This window comes from uncultured Sphingomonas sp. (assembly GCF_946477935.1).
In the GTDB taxonomy this organism is placed as follows: Bacteria; Pseudomonadota; Alphaproteobacteria; order Sphingomonadales; family Sphingomonadaceae; genus Sphingomonas.
The window spans coordinates 1-14,210 of the sequence record NZ_CAMLAC010000005.1 but is presented as its reverse complement, the minus strand read 5'-3'; the positions used below and the strand labels follow the sequence as shown (position 1 = coordinate 14,210).

15 protein-coding genes and 1 riboswitch are annotated in these 14,210 nt (G+C 68.5%); of the genes, 5 read left to right on the top strand and 10 right to left on the bottom strand.

Annotation, left to right across the window (positions count from 1 at the left end):
* Window positions 1-9: 9 nt before the first annotated feature.
* The 7 genes from Q0U08_RS01315 to Q0U08_RS01285 are packed head-to-tail and all read right to left on the bottom strand — an operon-like array spanning window position 10 to window position 7,155.
* Complete coding sequence (locus Q0U08_RS01315; RefSeq protein ID WP_298089270.1) at window positions 10-1,002, bottom strand: type II secretion system F family protein; 993 nt, start codon at window positions 1,000-1,002, stop codon at window positions 10-12.
* Between the two features lie 9 nt (window positions 1,003-1,011).
* On the bottom strand, window positions 1,012-1,977 hold the full coding sequence (locus Q0U08_RS01310) for a type II secretion system F family protein (RefSeq protein ID WP_298089310.1): 966 nt from the start codon (window positions 1,975-1,977) through the stop codon (window positions 1,012-1,014).
* Between the two features lie 52 nt (window positions 1,978-2,029).
* On the bottom strand, window positions 2,030-3,316 hold the full coding sequence (locus tag Q0U08_RS01305) for a P-loop NTPase (protein WP_298089269.1): 1,287 nt from the start codon (window positions 3,314-3,316) through the stop codon (window positions 2,030-2,032).
* The gene (locus tag Q0U08_RS01300; RefSeq protein ID WP_298089267.1) at window positions 3,316-3,996 is read right to left on the bottom strand and encodes a CpaD family pilus assembly protein; all 681 of its coding nucleotides are present in this window, start codon (window positions 3,994-3,996) and stop codon (window positions 3,316-3,318) included. The genes Q0U08_RS01305 and Q0U08_RS01300 overlap by 1 nt, the downstream gene beginning before the upstream one ends.
* Window positions 3,997-4,018: 22 nt before the next feature.
* Window positions 4,019-5,560 carry a type II and III secretion system protein family protein gene (locus tag Q0U08_RS01295; RefSeq protein WP_298089266.1) on the bottom strand — a complete coding sequence of 514 codons (1,542 nt, stop codon included), beginning with the start codon at window positions 5,558-5,560 and terminating at the stop codon, window positions 4,019-4,021.
* Between the two features lie 4 nt (window positions 5,561-5,564).
* A complete protein-coding gene (gene cpaB, locus Q0U08_RS01290; protein ID WP_298089264.1) occupies window positions 5,565-6,608 on the bottom strand; it encodes a Flp pilus assembly protein CpaB in 1,044 nt (347 codons plus the stop codon).
* Between the two features lie 58 nt (window positions 6,609-6,666).
* A complete protein-coding gene (locus tag Q0U08_RS01285; protein ID WP_298089263.1) occupies window positions 6,667-7,155 on the bottom strand; it encodes a prepilin peptidase in 489 nt (162 codons plus the stop codon).
* Between the two features lie 51 nt (window positions 7,156-7,206).
* On the opposite strand from Q0U08_RS01285, the gene Q0U08_RS01280 reads away from it, so the two are divergent.
* Together Q0U08_RS01280 and Q0U08_RS01275 are read left to right on the top strand one after the other, a co-directional pair.
* The gene (locus Q0U08_RS01280; protein WP_298089261.1) at window positions 7,207-8,130 is read left to right on the top strand and encodes an alpha/beta fold hydrolase; all 924 of its coding nucleotides are present in this window, start codon (window positions 7,207-7,209) and stop codon (window positions 8,128-8,130) included.
* A complete protein-coding gene (locus tag Q0U08_RS01275) occupies window positions 8,127-9,203 on the top strand; it encodes an FAD-binding oxidoreductase (protein ID WP_298089259.1) in 1,077 nt (358 codons plus the stop codon). Before Q0U08_RS01280 ends, Q0U08_RS01275 begins: the two co-directional genes overlap by 4 nt.
* On the opposite strand, the gene rnhA is transcribed toward Q0U08_RS01275, so the two are convergent.
* Genes rnhA through ispH form a run of 3 tightly spaced genes read right to left on the bottom strand, consistent with a single transcriptional unit; the run spans window position 9,200 to window position 11,584 of the window.
* On the bottom strand, window positions 9,200-9,640 hold the full coding sequence (rnhA, locus tag Q0U08_RS01270; RefSeq protein WP_298089258.1) for a ribonuclease HI: 441 nt from the start codon (window positions 9,638-9,640) through the stop codon (window positions 9,200-9,202). The genes Q0U08_RS01275 and rnhA overlap by 4 nt on opposite strands.
* The gene (thrB, locus tag Q0U08_RS01265) at window positions 9,637-10,596 is read right to left on the bottom strand and encodes a homoserine kinase (RefSeq protein ID WP_298089257.1); all 960 of its coding nucleotides are present in this window, start codon (window positions 10,594-10,596) and stop codon (window positions 9,637-9,639) included. The genes rnhA and thrB overlap by 4 nt, the downstream gene beginning before the upstream one ends.
* Before the next feature lie 19 nt (window positions 10,597-10,615).
* Window positions 10,616-11,584: a 4-hydroxy-3-methylbut-2-enyl diphosphate reductase gene (gene ispH, locus Q0U08_RS01260; RefSeq protein WP_298089256.1), complete on the bottom strand. Its 969-nt coding sequence runs from the start codon at window positions 11,582-11,584 to the stop codon at window positions 10,616-10,618.
* 85 nt (window positions 11,585-11,669) lie between these two features.
* Here ispH and Q0U08_RS01255 point away from each other — a divergent pair, with 85 nt between their 5' ends.
* From Q0U08_RS01255 to gcvH, 3 genes are all read left to right on the top strand, one after another.
* Window positions 11,670-12,308, top strand: coding sequence for a hypothetical protein (locus tag Q0U08_RS01255; protein ID WP_298089255.1), 639 nt, complete (start codon window positions 11,670-11,672; stop codon window positions 12,306-12,308).
* Between the two features lie 79 nt (window positions 12,309-12,387).
* Window positions 12,388-12,493: riboswitch (glycine riboswitch) on the top strand.
* 163 nt (window positions 12,494-12,656) lie between these two features.
* Entirely contained in the window at window positions 12,657-13,820 is a 1,164-nt protein-coding gene (gene gcvT / locus Q0U08_RS01250) for a glycine cleavage system aminomethyltransferase GcvT (RefSeq protein ID WP_298089254.1), read from the top strand.
* 1 nt (window position 13,821) lies between these two features.
* On the top strand, window positions 13,822-14,193 hold the full coding sequence (gene gcvH / locus Q0U08_RS01245; RefSeq protein WP_298089253.1) for a glycine cleavage system protein GcvH: 372 nt from the start codon (window positions 13,822-13,824) through the stop codon (window positions 14,191-14,193).
* Window positions 14,194-14,210 lie beyond the last annotated feature (17 nt).

Sequence of the window (14,210 nt, the reverse complement as noted above, 5' to 3'; positions counted from 1 at the left end):
GTGTCGGTTTCAGCCTCCGCTGATCAGCGAGTCCTTGATCGAGCAGGCGGCCGGGCCGAGGATGACGACGAACAGCGTCGGCAGGATGAACAGGATCAGCGGCACGGTCATGATCGCGGGGAGCCGTGCCGCCTTTTCCTCGGCGCGCATCATCCGCTCGTTGCGGAATTCGGCGGACAGCACGCGCAGCGCCGAGGCGAGCGGGGTGCCGTATTTCTCGGTCTGGATCATGGTGGTGACCACGCCCTTCACCGCGTCCAGATCGACGCGCATCGCCAGATTTTCGAACGCCTGGCGCCGGTCGGTCAGGAAACCGAGTTCGATCGCGGTCAGCGAGAATTCCTCGCCCAGCTCGGGATAGGCGCGACCCAGTTCACGCGCGACGCGGTGGAAGGCGGCGTCAACGGTCAGGCCGGCCTCGGCACAGATCACCAGCAGGTCGAGCGCGTCGGGCAGGCCCTTCCGGATCGCATCCGATCGCTTGGTGATCTTGTTCTTCAGAAAGATGTCCGGCGCCTTGTAGGACATGATGAAGGTGCCGGCGACCAGCATGTATTTCTTGAGCGGCGACCAGTCGGCGAACCCGTCGGTGCCGTAAACCCAGAGCAGCGCCATCCCCCCGAACACGATGGGCATGACCAGCCGGCCGAAGATGACCGCAACCGCCCATTCCTTCGATCGGATGCCAGCCTGAAGCAGCTTGATCTGCGCCGCCTTGACCTGTTCCTCCTGCAACACCGACAGGGATTGCAGCACGGCGCGCATCCGGTCGGCGGTGTCGTTGCGCTGGACCAGCTTGGCACGGCGCTTGGTGGAGGCGGTGATGCCAGCCTTCAACTGTTCGCGCCGGTCGTTCAGCGCCTTGACCCGCTTGGCCATCGGATCACGCGAGGTGGTGACCGCATAGATCGCGACCATCACCGCAAAGGCGGCGACGCCCGACAGGATCGTCGCCATCCAGAGCACGTCGATGCCCAATATCGTGGGGGTGTTGGGGGCCATGATCGTCCCTCAGATCTCGAAGCTGACCATCTTGGCCATGATGAAGACGCCGATGCCCATCCACAAAAGGCCGCCAAGCCCTGCGATCATCAGCCGCTCATCGGTGAAGAAGTTCATCAAATAGGCGGAATTGACCATGAAGATCAGGCCGAAGACGATGAACGGCAGCGAGCCGACGATATAGGCCGATGCCTTGGATTCGGACGACATCGCCCGGATCTTCAGCTTCATCTGTGCCCGCTTGCGCAGCACGTCGGCCAGGTTGGACAGGGTTTCGGCCAGATTGCCGCCGGTTTCACGCTGGATGGCGATGGTGATGACGAAGAACTGGAACTCGGGCGTACCCAGCCGGTCGGCGGTTTCCTGCAGCGCCACGTCCATCGAGCGGCCGATCTTCATCTTGTCGGTGATGGTGCGGAATTCCTCACCCACCGGTCCCTCGACCTCCTGCGCGACCACGCTCATCGTCTCGGTGATGGGAAGCCCTGAGCGCAGGCCGCGGACCAGCAGCTCGATCGCATCGGGAAACTTGGCGGTGAACCGGCCCACCCGGCGCTGGATCAGCTTGCCGATGACGAAATGGGGGATGCCGACGCCGATGAAGATCGCGGCGAACAGCGCCAGCAGGAAGGGCATGCCCTCCACCAGCATCAACACCGCGACGGTGAGCGTCACGCCGGCATTGACCATGCCATATTGGCCCACCGTCCAGTCCTTGCCCGTCATCGCCAGCCGCTTGGCGAGCAATGCCGGGTTGGGCAGGATGCGGCCGAACGCCTGGTCCATCCGCGTGTCGCGCGCATTGGTGATGCGGCGCATCTGCGTGGAGGAGATCACCGCCACCTCCGAATGCCGCTCGCGCAGTTGCGCCATGCGGCGCGCCTGGGCGCGGGCCGGGGAGGGGCCGGCAAAGGCCATCACGATCATCGCCAGAACGATCGCCATGCCGACCATGACCATGATGAAGGGCAACATGTCCGTCATCGCGCCGCTCCGCAGTCGGGCAGGATATGGGGGCGGGGAGCGATCATTTGCGCGGCGGGCGCTTGGCCATCAGGCCCTTGATGTCGAACCGCGCCATCAGCGACGGTCCGCGGCCACCCTTGATCCCCTTGGCTGCACCGGGCACGGCGCCTTCGGCGGCCGCAAAGCAGAGGTTGCCCGCGATCTCGGCAAGGGGCGTGATGGTCTTGCTCGCCTTGCCCGCCTCCGCCAGCGTCTTGCCCAGCTTGGCCGCCTGCGCCGCCAGCTTCAGATCGAAGGGCATGACATGGTCGATACGCCGCTCGATCGACGTTTCGAAGTCCTTGCGGCCGATCTCCGCTTGCGCGGCGGGATGCATGCGGTTCGCCAGCACGACGACCTGGGTCTGCGCCGCGTTCGCCTTCAGCCAGGAGAGCAGCCGGATGGTGTCGCGTGCCGCGGCCAGCGTCAGTTCGGTGACCAGCACCACCGTCTGCACGTCGGCGAGCAGTTGCGGATGCTGGACCAGCATGCCGCGCGGCAGATCGATCACCATGCATTCGAACGCGGCGCGCATTTCCTCTTCCAGCGCGCGGAATGCCGAGCCGTCGGTGATGATCGGGCTGTTGATCGGTGCTTCCGCCGACAGCACGGCCAGCTTTTCGGAAGCGCGCACCATGGCGCGCTCGATGAACAGGCCGTCGATGCGGCTGGGATTCTCGATCGCGTCGGTCAGGCCGCGGCCGGGCTCCAGATCCAGCGCCAGCGCGCCGGTGCCGAAATGCACGTCGAGATCGAGCAGCGCGGTGGAGCGCTTTTCCTTCTCGGCAAGCAGCCAGGCGAGCGAAGTGGCGACGGTGGATGCCCCCACCCCGCCGCGCGCGCCGATCACCGCCACCGCGCAATGTGCGTGCTCGCTCGGCCCCTCATTATGCTTGGGCGCGCTGAGCAGCGCCTGGGCATTGGCAAAGGCATCGCGCAGCATGTCGCGGTGCAGCGGCTTCAGCAGATAATCCTGGATGCCGCTGGCCAGCAGGTCGCGGTACAGGCGGACGTCGTTCACCTGACCGGCGGCGATCACCACCGTGCCCGGCTCGCACACCTCGGCCAGCGCGTTGATGTCGTTCAGCGGATCGCCCGATTCGGACAGATCGACCAGCAGGATCTGCGGGCTGGCGGAGACCGACAGCGACTGGATCGCGTTGCGCAGGCCGCCCTTGTGGACCTTGTCCGGCGACCAGCCCTGTTCGGTGACGATCGGGCGCACTGCCTCGGCGGTCGCTTCGTCGCACACATAGGCGACAAAGGGATCGCGACCGGTGATCGCGCCGGGCTTCCAGGGAGCGTTCATCAGCGGCTGCCCCCCCCGCTGGCGCCGGCTCCGCCGCCACCGCCACCGCCACCGCCGCCGGCACTGCCGACCGTGGTGCCGCCGCCGCCGGTGGGCACGGCCTTGCGATACAGGTCGATGCTCTTGAAAACCTGCGCCGGGTCCGTCGTCCCGCGGCCGGTGCGGCCCTGGACCAGATCGGCCGGGTTGGCGACCATTGCGGCCAGCGTCGAATTGGTGGCGCACCCATAGTTGGACGAGGTGTTCTGGTTCCAGTCCAGGCTGCTGTCGCGTGACCAGTCCGGACAGCCCGGCACCGCGGCGCGCGTCCGGCTGACCACGACGCGGATCGTGGCGGGGGTGACCGACGCCTGCGAGACCGGTGCGGCATCGTCGAGGATGAGGCCGTAGCGCGCGATCAGTCCGGCCACCTCGGCGCGGGCACCGGGGGCTTCGCTCGCGGGATCGTCGAGCGCGACATGGTCGCCATAGCCGAGGCGCAGCGTGCGGGCCCAGCCGTCCAGCCGTTCCTCCTCGCCAGCGGCCAGCCGTCCACCGATCACGCCCAGATCGAGCGCATAGTCGGTCCGGTCGACCACCGGTTGATGGACGGATTCGACGCCGCGATTCTGCGTGCCGGTGCAACCGGCGAGCAGCAGCGCCGCCGCCAGCGTGGTTGTCAGGGTAAGGGCGTGGGTCATGGCGTGTCGCATCCCGGACCGATCAGTTGGAGAAGCCGGGGGCGGGAACGCCCTTGGCCGGCTTGGAAGGCTTGGAAGCCGGCGGCGCCGCCGGGGCGGGGGCCGACAGGCCGATGGCGGGCGCGGACTGGCGCGGGGGCGCCATGGTCGGCACCGGCCGGCGCTCGCCGCTGGCGCCGGTGCCAAGCTCACCCTTGATCACCCGGTCGATGTCGCGCGGAGTGCGCGCGCCGTCGGTGGGCAGGGCGATGTCGCTCTGGCTATTCACCGGCTTCACCAGATAGGGGGTGATGATGATGACCAGTTCGGTCTCGCTGCGGCGGAACGCGTTCGACCGGAACAGGCTGCCGATCAGCGGCAGGTCGCCCAGCCACGGCGTCTTGTCGACCGAATTGTCGTTGCTGTTCGACAGCAGGCCGCCAATCATCATGCTCTGCCCGGAGCCGAGTTCCAGCGTCGTCTCGGCGCGGCGGGTGGTCAGGCCGGGAATGGTGGTGCCGCCGATCGTCACCGCACCGGCAGACGATAGCTGCGACACTTCCGGCCGGACGCGCAGCGAGATGCGCCCGTCGGACAGCACCGTCGGCGTATAGGCCAGGCTGACGCCGTACTGCTTGAACTCGACGTTCACCGCCCCGAAGCCGGAGGCCAGCGGGATCGGGATCTCGCCGCCGGCCAGGAAGGTTGCGGTCTCGCCCGACAGCGCGGTCAGGTTGGGGTTGGCGAGCGTCGTCACCTGTCCCAGCGTTTCGCCCAGGTCGATCGCGGCGAGCAGGTCCATGCCGAGGATACGACCGCCGAGGCCAAGCGTGGTGCGATCCGGGCCCTTGGCGACGGTGTAGCGCGTGCCGGTGATCTGCCCGGCGGTGTTGGTGGCGTCGGCGATCGACGATCCGGTCGTCCGCCCCGAATCGATCCCGAACAACAGGCCGCCGCTGGTGCTGTGGCGGTTGAGCAGGTTGACGCCGATATTCTTGACGAAGCTGCGGCTGACCTCGGCGATGCGCACCTGGAGGTTCACCTGCAAAGGCGTCGCGGTCTTCAGGCGCGACAGGACCTTGGTGGTCTCGCCGACAAAGCCCTGTACCAGCCGCTCGGCCTCGGCTGCGTCCTCGGGCGCGGCGACGGTGCCGGTCAGCAGGATCAGGCCGTTCATCGGCGTGGCGACGATGTTCGCCTCCGGCATGGTCAGGCGCAGCATCTGCCCGACCGCGTCGAGATTGTTGCCGACGCGCACCGTGGTCGCATAGACGACCGCGCCGCCGCGGGCGGTGGCGGAGATCGTCGTCTCGCCCGGCTTCTTGCCGAAGACATAGAGTTGGGTGGGCGAGCGCACCTGTACGTCCGCGATCGAGTCGTCGGCGACGAACAGATCGCTCATCGGGCGCGACAGGGTGATGAGCCGGCCACGACCGGTGTTTACCTGCATCACCGCGCCGCCACCGCCGGCGGCCGTGGCCGCAGGGGCCGGGTCGGCGGGGCGGGCATCGGCGATGGCAGGCAGGGTCGCCGCCAGCGCCAGCATCGCGGGTCTCAGCATCAGGACGTTCAGGCAAGTACGCATCGGATTACTTCCCCAGGACCGGCACGGCGGTCACGTTGTTGCCGCGAGCGACGCGGATGACCGGGCCGCTCGGGATACCGGTGGTGGCGACGGTGCCGCCCCCCGTGCCGCCGCCCACACCGATGGCCGGCGCGTTGCCGCCCATCTGGGCAGGCGCGCGGCCCGGCACGGTGCTGCGCTGGTAGCGCGAGACGTCCGCCCCGGTGGCGTAGCTGCTGCTGCCGGCCTGAGGCTGGCTGGCGACGCGCAGCATCATCGCCTTTTCGGCGGCCGGGTCGGCACCATCGGGCACCTTGACTGCGCCGGACGCGATCGCCTCTTCCAGCTCGGCCGGATTGTCCGCAATCGAGCGGAGTGACAGCGATAGGGTGCCCAGTGTCTGCGCGACCGCGATCTGCTCGGCCATCCTGGGCGTCGATTCGACGGTGACGGTGGAGAAGGTGCGGACCTCGGTCTTGCCGTCCTCGCCCACCTGATTGTCGGTGCGCTGGTCGGTGGCGAGCACGCGCACGTTGCGCATCACCGTTTCCGATACCTTGAGCGCGGGGCCGTCGCCGCCGCCAGCCACTTCCTGGGTCAGCACCAGATCGATGCGATCGCCGGGAAAGACGAAGCCGGCGACCGAACCTTGCGCGGAGACCGGAACGGTCACTGCCCGCATGCCCGGGCCGAGCGCGGCGGCCAGGAAGCCACGGTCGCCGGGCTTCACCAGCGCGCCCTGGGTCACCGGCTGGCCGGCGGTGATCGCGTTGCGCACCACCGTGCCCTGAAGCGCCTTCAGATCGGTCTGCGCCTTCAGATAATAGGCGCCGTCGACCAGCTCCTTGGGCCAGGGCTGGAAGCGCAGGGCGCTGGCGTCCAGGATCGTGCCCACCGGCAGCGCGCGGGTCGCGACCAGAACCTCGGGGCCGTCGATCACCGGTGCCGTGGCGGCGGCGGCGGTCGCTTGCGGCGCGGCGCTGCCGGCGATCAGCGTGCGGGCGAAGAAGGCGGTGACGGCGGCCACCACCAGCGCGCCCACCAACAGAATGATCTTACGGCTGTCCATATTCTCTTTGAGCCTTTTCGGACGCGTGGCCGCGAGGGGTTCGCGTGTGGATTAGGATTTAAGTAGGTGGAAACTGGTTAAATATCGGTTCGCTAAGCGTGAGCAGTCCGGCGATGGCGATGGCCACGCCGTACGGAACCTCGACCGGCCCGTCGGGATCGCGCGCGCTGAGCCAGCGATGTTCGATCAGCATCAGCAGCGTCACCACGCCACCGGCAAGCGCCATCACCACCAGCATCCGCATCAGCGGTTGCACCGGCAGCCACAGGCCAAGCGCCGCGATCATCTTGACGTCGCCGCCGCCCATCATGCCGAGCCGGAAGGCGAGGGCGAAAACGATGAACAGGCCCAGCCCGATCGCCAGTTGCGCAACCATGTCCGGCCACACCGACAGCCCGCATGCCCACCACCAGAAGGGTGCAAGCAGCGCGATCGCGGCGTTCTTGCCATTGGCGATTTCACGCGTGCGTGCATCCTGGATGCCCGCCGCCAGCAGCAGCAGCCCCAGAAGCGCCATCAGCGCGATACGTGGTAAGTCCCACCCCATGGATCAGGGGTATAGACGGGCGGGCTTTCAAAAACGTAACCGGGGCGGATGATGCCGGTTGCCCCCCGCCGAAAGCTCGATCCCAACGCGCGTGTCGGCCAATGGACCGCGCCCGACGGCTGGCGCCATCGTCGCTTCGACTGGCCTGCCGCGGGTGATCGCCGCCGCCTGCTGTTCCAGACCGGACGGGCGGACATGTTCGAGAAGTATCTGGATGCGTTCGAACATTTCCACACGCAAGGGTGGAGCATCACGGCATTCGACTGGCGTGGGCAGGGCGGATCGGGGCGGCTGGCGGACGACGACACCGGGCATATCGAGGATTTCGCCACGCTGGCGGACGACCTTTCCGCATTCTGGCGGGATTGGCACCGGCCGGGCGCGCGCCATGCCGTGCTGGGGCATTCGATGGGCGGCTTCGTCACGCTGCGCGCACTGGCCGAGGGGCGAGTCGCACCCGATGCCGCGGTGCTGGTCGCGCCGATGCTGGGCCTGCGCGCGCCGATGGGGGCGCTGCTGGGCCACCGGCTGGCGACATGGATGGCGGGGCGGGGCGACCCGCGCCGTCCGGCATGGCGCCGCGGCGAGAGCACCCGTGCCGCGCGCCTGCGCCAGCAGCGGCTGACGCATGACATCGCCTGTTTCACCGAGCAGCAGCTATGGCGTCGGGACAATCCGCACCTCTGCCTGGGGTCGCCGAGCTGGTCCTGGGTCGCCCAGGCCTTTGCCGCCACCGCCGCGCTGCGCGTCGATCCCCGGCTGGCGACGATCACGACGCCGGTGCAGTTCATCCTCGCCGACGCCGACCGGCTGGTCGATGCGCGGATGGCGGCCGGCGTCGCCAGGCGCCTGCCCCACGCGGAGGTCGTCCATTTCGGCCCCGAATCGGCGCATGAGATCCTGCGCGAGATCGCACCCGTGCGGGCGCGGGCCTATGCCGCGATCGACGCCTTTCTCGACCGGGTGGCGCCATGATCTACGACATCGCCATCGCGGGCGCGGGCATCGCCGGCGCCAGCCTGGCCGCGGCGGTCGGCGGCGGTGCGCGGGTATTGCTGCTGGAGGCGGAGGATATGCCCGGTCGTCATGCGACGGGGCGATCGGCGGCGTTCTGGTCGGAGACCTATGGCGGCCCCGGTATCCAGCCGCTGACCACCGCATCCGGCCCGGCCTTGCAGACTGGCGGCTTCCTCCAGCCGCTCGGATCGTTGCACATCGGCCGCCAGCAGGACGGGGCGGCGATCGATCGCTTCCTGACGGCGTTCGAGGGGAGCGGCGTCGAACTCCATCGCATCGACCCGGCGACGCGGGTGCCGGGCCTGCGCCCCGACTGGACGCTGGGCGTGATCGAGCCGAGCTGCGCCTATATCGACGTGGGCGGGCTCCACGCCCTGTATCTGGCCGAGGCCCGCCGGGCGGGGGTCACGCTGGTCACCGACGCATCGGTCGTCGCTGCCGAGCGCCGGGATGGGGTATGGACGATCGAAACGCCGACGGGCACCCATGCCGCACGCGTGCTGGTCAACGCCGCCGGGGCCTGGGCCGATCAGGTCGCACGCGCGGCCGGCGCACGGCCGATCGGCATCGCCCCCTATCGCCGGACGATGGTGCAGTTGCGCACCGCGCCGCCCGCACCCGCCAGCCTGCCGCATGTGGTGGACGTGAATGGCGGCTTCTACTTCAAGCCGGAGCCGGGGGGCCGCCTGTGGCTGAGCCCGCATGACGAGATCCCGACCGACCCTTGCGATGCCGCGCCGGAGGATATCGATGTCGCCGTCGCGATCGATCGGCTGGAGGGGGCGGTCGACTGGCAGGTCGCGGCGGTCGAGCGGCGCTGGGCAGGGCTGCGCAGCTTCGCGCCCGATCGCCTGCCGGTCTACGGGTTCGACGCAAAGGTGCCGGGCTTCTTCTGGTGCGCGGGGCAGGGCGGCTTCGGCATCCAGACCGCACCCGCCGGCGCTGCGCTGGCGGCGGCAGTGCTGATGGGCGGCGCGATGCCCTTCGATCTGGATGCGGATCGCTACGCCGCGGCGCGGTTTGGCGGTTAGCGCCCGCCGATCGCCCTGGCGGCGTCGCTGGCCAGCTTGTCGGCGCGTTCATTGTCCGGGTGGCCGGCATGCCCCTTCACCCACAGCCACTTGATGTCGTGCCGCTCGGCGGCGGCGACCAGCGCCTGCCAGAGTTCGGCGTTCTTCACCGGCTTCTTGTCGGCGGTGCGCCAGCCATTGCGCTTCCAGCCGTGAATCCACTTGGTCAGGCCGTCCATGACGTAGCGGCTGTCGGTGGAAAGCGTGACCGAACAGGGCCGCTTGAGTGCGTTCAGCGCCTCGATCGCCGCCATCAGTTCCATGCGGTTGTTGGTGGTGTTCGCCTCGCCGCCCGACAGCTCCTTTTCATGCGGGCCGGAGCGGATCAGTGCCCCCCAGCCGCCGGGGCCGGGATTGCCCTTGCACGCGCCGTCGGTGGCGATCTCCACCTCCGTCATCGCCGTATCGCTCGCAGGGCGCCCGCCGCATAGCGCTGGTAGCGCCGCCAATAGGCGAGCGGGTCCTTGCGCGTCACCAGCGCGTCGGCGGGCGTGTTCAACCAGTCCCATGCCCGCGTCAGCATGAAGCGCAGGCACGCCCCCTGCGCCAGCACGGGCAGCGCGGCGCGCTCGGCATCGGACAGGGCGAAGCGGCCGGCATAACCCTCGATCAGCGCCGCACCGACGCCGGCATCGAATTGCGCACCGGTGCCGTCGAAGCTCCAGGCGGTGTGCATCACCGCCAGGTCGTAGGCGCGGATGTCGGTGCAGGCGAAATAGAAGTCGATCAGGCCGGTCACCCGGTCGTCCAGCATCAGCACATTGTCGGGGAAGAGATCGCCATGGATCGCGGCGACAGGAAGGTCGTTCGGCCAGCGGGCGACCACCGCGTCCAGTGCCGCTCTCGACTCGGCAAACAGACCGGGGCGGATCGCATCCAGATCGGCCCCGCACCGCGCATGCAGGTCGCGCCAGCCATCGGGGCCGAGCGTGTTGGGCCGCGTCGCGGTGAACCCGGACAGGCTGTCGTGCATTGCGCCCATCGCGGCACCGGCCGCGCGGGCCTGTGCCGGCGTCGGCTGCGTCACCGATACGCCGGGCAGGAATTCGATCAGGCAGGCGGGCCGCCCCGCCAGTTGGTGGATGGCGGCACCGCTGCGGTCGGGCAGCGCGCGGGGCACCGGATTGCCGTCATCGGCGAGGTGATCGAGCAGCGCCAGGAAGAAGGGCAGGTCGTCCGCCGAAACGCGCTTCTCGTACAGCGTCAGGATGAAGCGCCCGGTGGTGGTGTCGACCAGATAGTTGGAATTCTCCACCCCCTCCGCGATCCCCTTGGCGGAGACGAGGGCACCGTGATCGAACTTCGCCAGAAACGCGGTCAACGCTTCTGCCGACACCGTCGTATAGACCGCCATCGCGCCGGGCCCTGTTCGATCAGGCGGCGTCGAGGGCGCGGGGCAGCTTGAACGCGATGGTCTCGCGGTTCGTCTCCACCTCTCGCTCGGTCACGGCGAAGCGGGTGGACAGCCGGTCGACCAGCTCGCGCACCAGCAGCTCGGGGGCGGACGCCCCGGCGGTGATGCCCAGCGTGCCGACCCCGTACAGGAAGGTCCAGTCCAGCTCGTTGGCACGCTGGATCAGCATGGCGGGGGTGCCCTCGCGCTCGGCGACCTCGACCAGCCGTACCGAATTGGACGAATTGGGTGCGCCGATCACCAGCATCGCATCGCACGAGGCCGCGATCGCCTTTACCGCCGCCTGCCGGTTCGAGGTGGCGTAACAGATATCCTCGCCACGCGGCGCCTGGATCATCGGGAAGCGACGTTGCAGCACCGCGACCACCGCGGCGGTGTCATCCACCGAAAGCGTCGTCTGCGTCAGGAAGGCCAGATTGGCGGGATCGGCGGGAGCAAAGACTTCCGCGTCGGCCACCGTCTCGATCAGCGACATCGATCCTTCGGGCACCTGCCCGAACGTGCCGATCACTTCCGGGTGGCCGGCATGGCCGATGAACACGATGTGGCGGCCATGGTCCACCAGCCGTTCGGCCTGACGGTGCACCTTGGAGACGAGCGGGCAGGTTGCGTCGAAATAGTCGAGGCCGCGCCCTTGCGCATCGGCGGGCACCGATTTCGGCACGCCGTGCGCGGAGAAGACGACATGGGCGCCGTCCGGCACCTCGTGCAGCTCCTCGACGAACACCGCACCCTTGGCCTTCAGGCTGTCCACCACGAACTTGTTGTGGACGATCTCGTGCCGGACATAGACGGGCGCGCCATGCTTCTCGATGGCGAGTTCCACGATGCGGATCGCGCGGTCCACCCCTGCGCAGAAGCCTCGCGGCGCGGCGATCAGCAGCTCCAGCGCCGGTTTGGCCGTATCCTGGGAAATCGTGTCGGTCATGGCCAAGCGCTCTACGCCATTGCTTGCGTGCCTCCAAGCCGGTTATCAGGGCGCATCCCGGTTCCACAGCTTAGGCGTTTCCCTCGTGAAAGCATCGATCCTCGTTCCTGCGGCCTTGGCGCTCGTGCTCGGCGGCTGCGCCCGTACCGGGGAGATCGACGCCTCGGGCGGCATCACCGCGGTGCGCTCCGCCTGCCCGGTGGTCGGCGTCCCCGCCGGTACCGGCGACGTGACGCTGTTCACCTCCGCCAACGCCCGCGACGCCGGGGCGATCGACGTGGTGGCGAACATGACCAATGTCCGCTCGACCTGCGCGGACGTCGGCGACGACATCGTCACCACCGTCACCTTCCAGGTCGACGCGCGGCGCACCGCCACCGACGGCGCGCGCGACGTGACGCTGCCCTACTTCATCACCGTCGTGCGCGGCGGCAGCAACGTCGTCGCCAAGCGCATCGGCCGCGTGAACGTGCACTTCGACGCAGGCCAGCCACGCGGCTCCGTCGCCGGACAAGCCACGACCACCGTGGCGCGCGCCGCCGCGACGCTGCCGGATGAAGTGCGCGAGCGGCTGACCCGGCGGCGCAAGGCGGGTGACGAGGATGCCGCCGTCGATCCGCTGACCCAGCCCGAGGTGCGTGCCGCCGTGCTGCGGTCGTCGTTCGAGGCGCTGGTCGGCTTCCAGCTTACCGACGACCAGTTGCGCTACAACGCGACGCGCTGATCCGCGGACCCAGCGAAACGCGATTGACTTGAATCGGCGCCGTTGCCAGAGCGGCGGCGTCGATGCCGGGAAACCGGCATGGGTACGCGCGGGAGAGCGCCTCTCGGCCTTTCAGGTCGGTAGATGAGGCCGCCGAAGGAGCAACCACCCCGGAATCTCTCAGGCCAAAGGACCGCGCGGACCATCGATACTCTGGAAAGCGCGGCAGCCCGCATGGGTGTGTCGCCACCGAAGGGGTAACTCCGGCTCGCAGAACCGGGGGAAAGCTCTCAGGTTCCGTGACAGAGGGGGATCGGATCGGACGCCGCCATCGGGGCTGCGTTCCCACGCCCCTTTTGGAGACGGCCCGTGACCGACACGCAGGACCTGAACGTCGAGGACGCGCCCGAGGGCGTCGATATCATCCAGACGCTGCCGCTGGACGGCTGGCACCGGGAAAAGGGCGGCCGCATGGTCGCCTTTGCCGGCTACGAGATGCCTATCCAATATGAGGGCATCATGGCCGAGCATCTGTGGACGCGCGAGTCCGCAGGGCTGTTCGACGTCAGCCATATGGGCCAGCTCGTCTTCACCGGTGAGGGCGTGGTCGAGGCACTGGAAACCGTGCTGCCCGGCGATCTTGCCGGTCTGAGCGATTCGAAGATGCGCTATTCGCTGCTGCTGAACGAGGATGGCGGCATCCTTGACGACCTGATGGTCACGCGCCGCGACGTTGGCGATGGCGGGGAACTGTACATCGTCGTCAACGGCGCCACCAAATATGACGACATCGCCTATCTGCTCGACCAGATGCCCGACGATGCGACGCTGAACCTGCTCGACGAACAGGCGCTGCTGGCGCTGCAAGGCCCGAAGGCGGTCGACGCGCTGGCGCGGATCGTGCCGGGTGTCGAGCGGCTGGTGTTCATGACCGCGGGTGCGTTCGACTGGAACGGCACGCCGCTGTGGATCAGCCGCTCGGGCTATACCGGCGAGGACGGCTTCGAGATTTCGGTGCCCGCAGAAGCAGTGGCTGCACTCGCCGATGCGCTGTGCGCCGAGCCCGAGGTGAAGCCGATCGGCCTTGGCGCGCGCGATTCGCTGCGTCTGGAGGCCGGTCTGCCGCTCTATGGCCATGACCTCGATCCGGAAACCACGCCGGTAATGGCCGATCTCGGCTTCGCACTGTCCAAGCGCCGTCGCGAGGCCGCCGATTTCGCTGGGGCCGAGCGCATCCTGGCCGAGCGCGGGAACGGTGCGGCCGTCCGCCGCGTCGGCCTGACCGTCACCGGCCGCCAGCCGGTGCGCGAGGGCGCCAGCGTGGTGGCGGAGGACGGTTCGGTGATCGGCCGCGTCACCTCCGGCGGCTTCGCGCCGACGCTGGGCGCGCCGATCGCAATGGCCTATGTTCCCGCCGACCTTGCCGCGCCCGGCACGGCGGTGAAGCTGATCCAGCGGGGCAAGCTGCACGACGCGACCGTCGCTGCCATGCCCTTCGTTCCCCATCGCTACGTTCGTGCAGGAGCCAACTAAGATGAGCCGTTATTTCACGCAGGACCATGAGTGGATCGACGTCGACGGTGATACCGGCACCGTCGGGATCAGCGACTATGCGCAGGGCGCGCTGGGGGACATCGTGTTCGTCGACGTGCCCGAGGAAGGCCGCGAACTCTCCAAGGGTGACGAGGCCGCGACGGTCGAGTCGGTGAAGGCCGCGTCGGACGTGTACGCCCCCGTCTCCGGCACCGTGGTCGAGGGCAATGCTGCACTCGCCGACGAACCCGCGCTGGTGAACAGCGATCCGGAAGGCGAAGGCTGGTTCTTCAAGATCACGCTGTCCGACCCGTCGGAGCTGGACGCGCTGATGAACGAGTCTGCTTACGCGGATTTCGTCGCCAAGCTGTAATTCCTGATCTCCCCTCC

Excerpts from the sequence above, each read along its gene's own strand:
- ispH (WP_298089256.1), bottom strand. The coding sequence starts at position 11,584 with ATGACCGACACGATTTCCCAGGATACGGCCAAACCGGCGCTGGAGCTG.
- Q0U08_RS01295 (WP_298089266.1), bottom strand. The coding sequence starts at position 5,560 with ATGCGTACTTGCCTGAACGTCCTGATGCTGAGACCCGCGATGCTGGCG.
- gcvH (WP_298089253.1), top strand. The coding sequence starts at position 13,822 with ATGAGCCGTTATTTCACGCAGGACCATGAGTGGATCGACGTCGACGGT.
- Q0U08_RS01310 (WP_298089310.1), bottom strand. The coding sequence starts at position 1,977 with ATGTTGCCCTTCATCATGGTCATGGTCGGCATGGCGATCGTTCTGGCG.
- Q0U08_RS01305 (WP_298089269.1), bottom strand. The coding sequence starts at position 3,316 with ATGAACGCTCCCTGGAAGCCCGGCGCGATCACCGGTCGCGATCCCTTT.
- Q0U08_RS01280 (WP_298089261.1), top strand. The coding sequence starts at position 7,207 with ATGCCGGTTGCCCCCCGCCGAAAGCTCGATCCCAACGCGCGTGTCGGC.
- Q0U08_RS01275 (WP_298089259.1), top strand. The coding sequence starts at position 8,127 with ATGATCTACGACATCGCCATCGCGGGCGCGGGCATCGCCGGCGCCAGC.
- rnhA (WP_298089258.1), bottom strand. The coding sequence starts at position 9,640 with ATGACGGAGGTGGAGATCGCCACCGACGGCGCGTGCAAGGGCAATCCC.
- Q0U08_RS01315 (WP_298089270.1), bottom strand. The coding sequence starts at position 1,002 with ATGGCCCCCAACACCCCCACGATATTGGGCATCGACGTGCTCTGGATG.
- cpaB (WP_298089264.1), bottom strand. The coding sequence starts at position 6,608 with ATGGACAGCCGTAAGATCATTCTGTTGGTGGGCGCGCTGGTGGTGGCC.
- Q0U08_RS01300 (WP_298089267.1), bottom strand. The coding sequence starts at position 3,996 with ATGACCCACGCCCTTACCCTGACAACCACGCTGGCGGCGGCGCTGCTG.
- Q0U08_RS01285 (WP_298089263.1), bottom strand. The coding sequence starts at position 7,155 with ATGGGGTGGGACTTACCACGTATCGCGCTGATGGCGCTTCTGGGGCTG.
- thrB (WP_298089257.1), bottom strand. The coding sequence starts at position 10,596 with ATGGCGGTCTATACGACGGTGTCGGCAGAAGCGTTGACCGCGTTTCTG.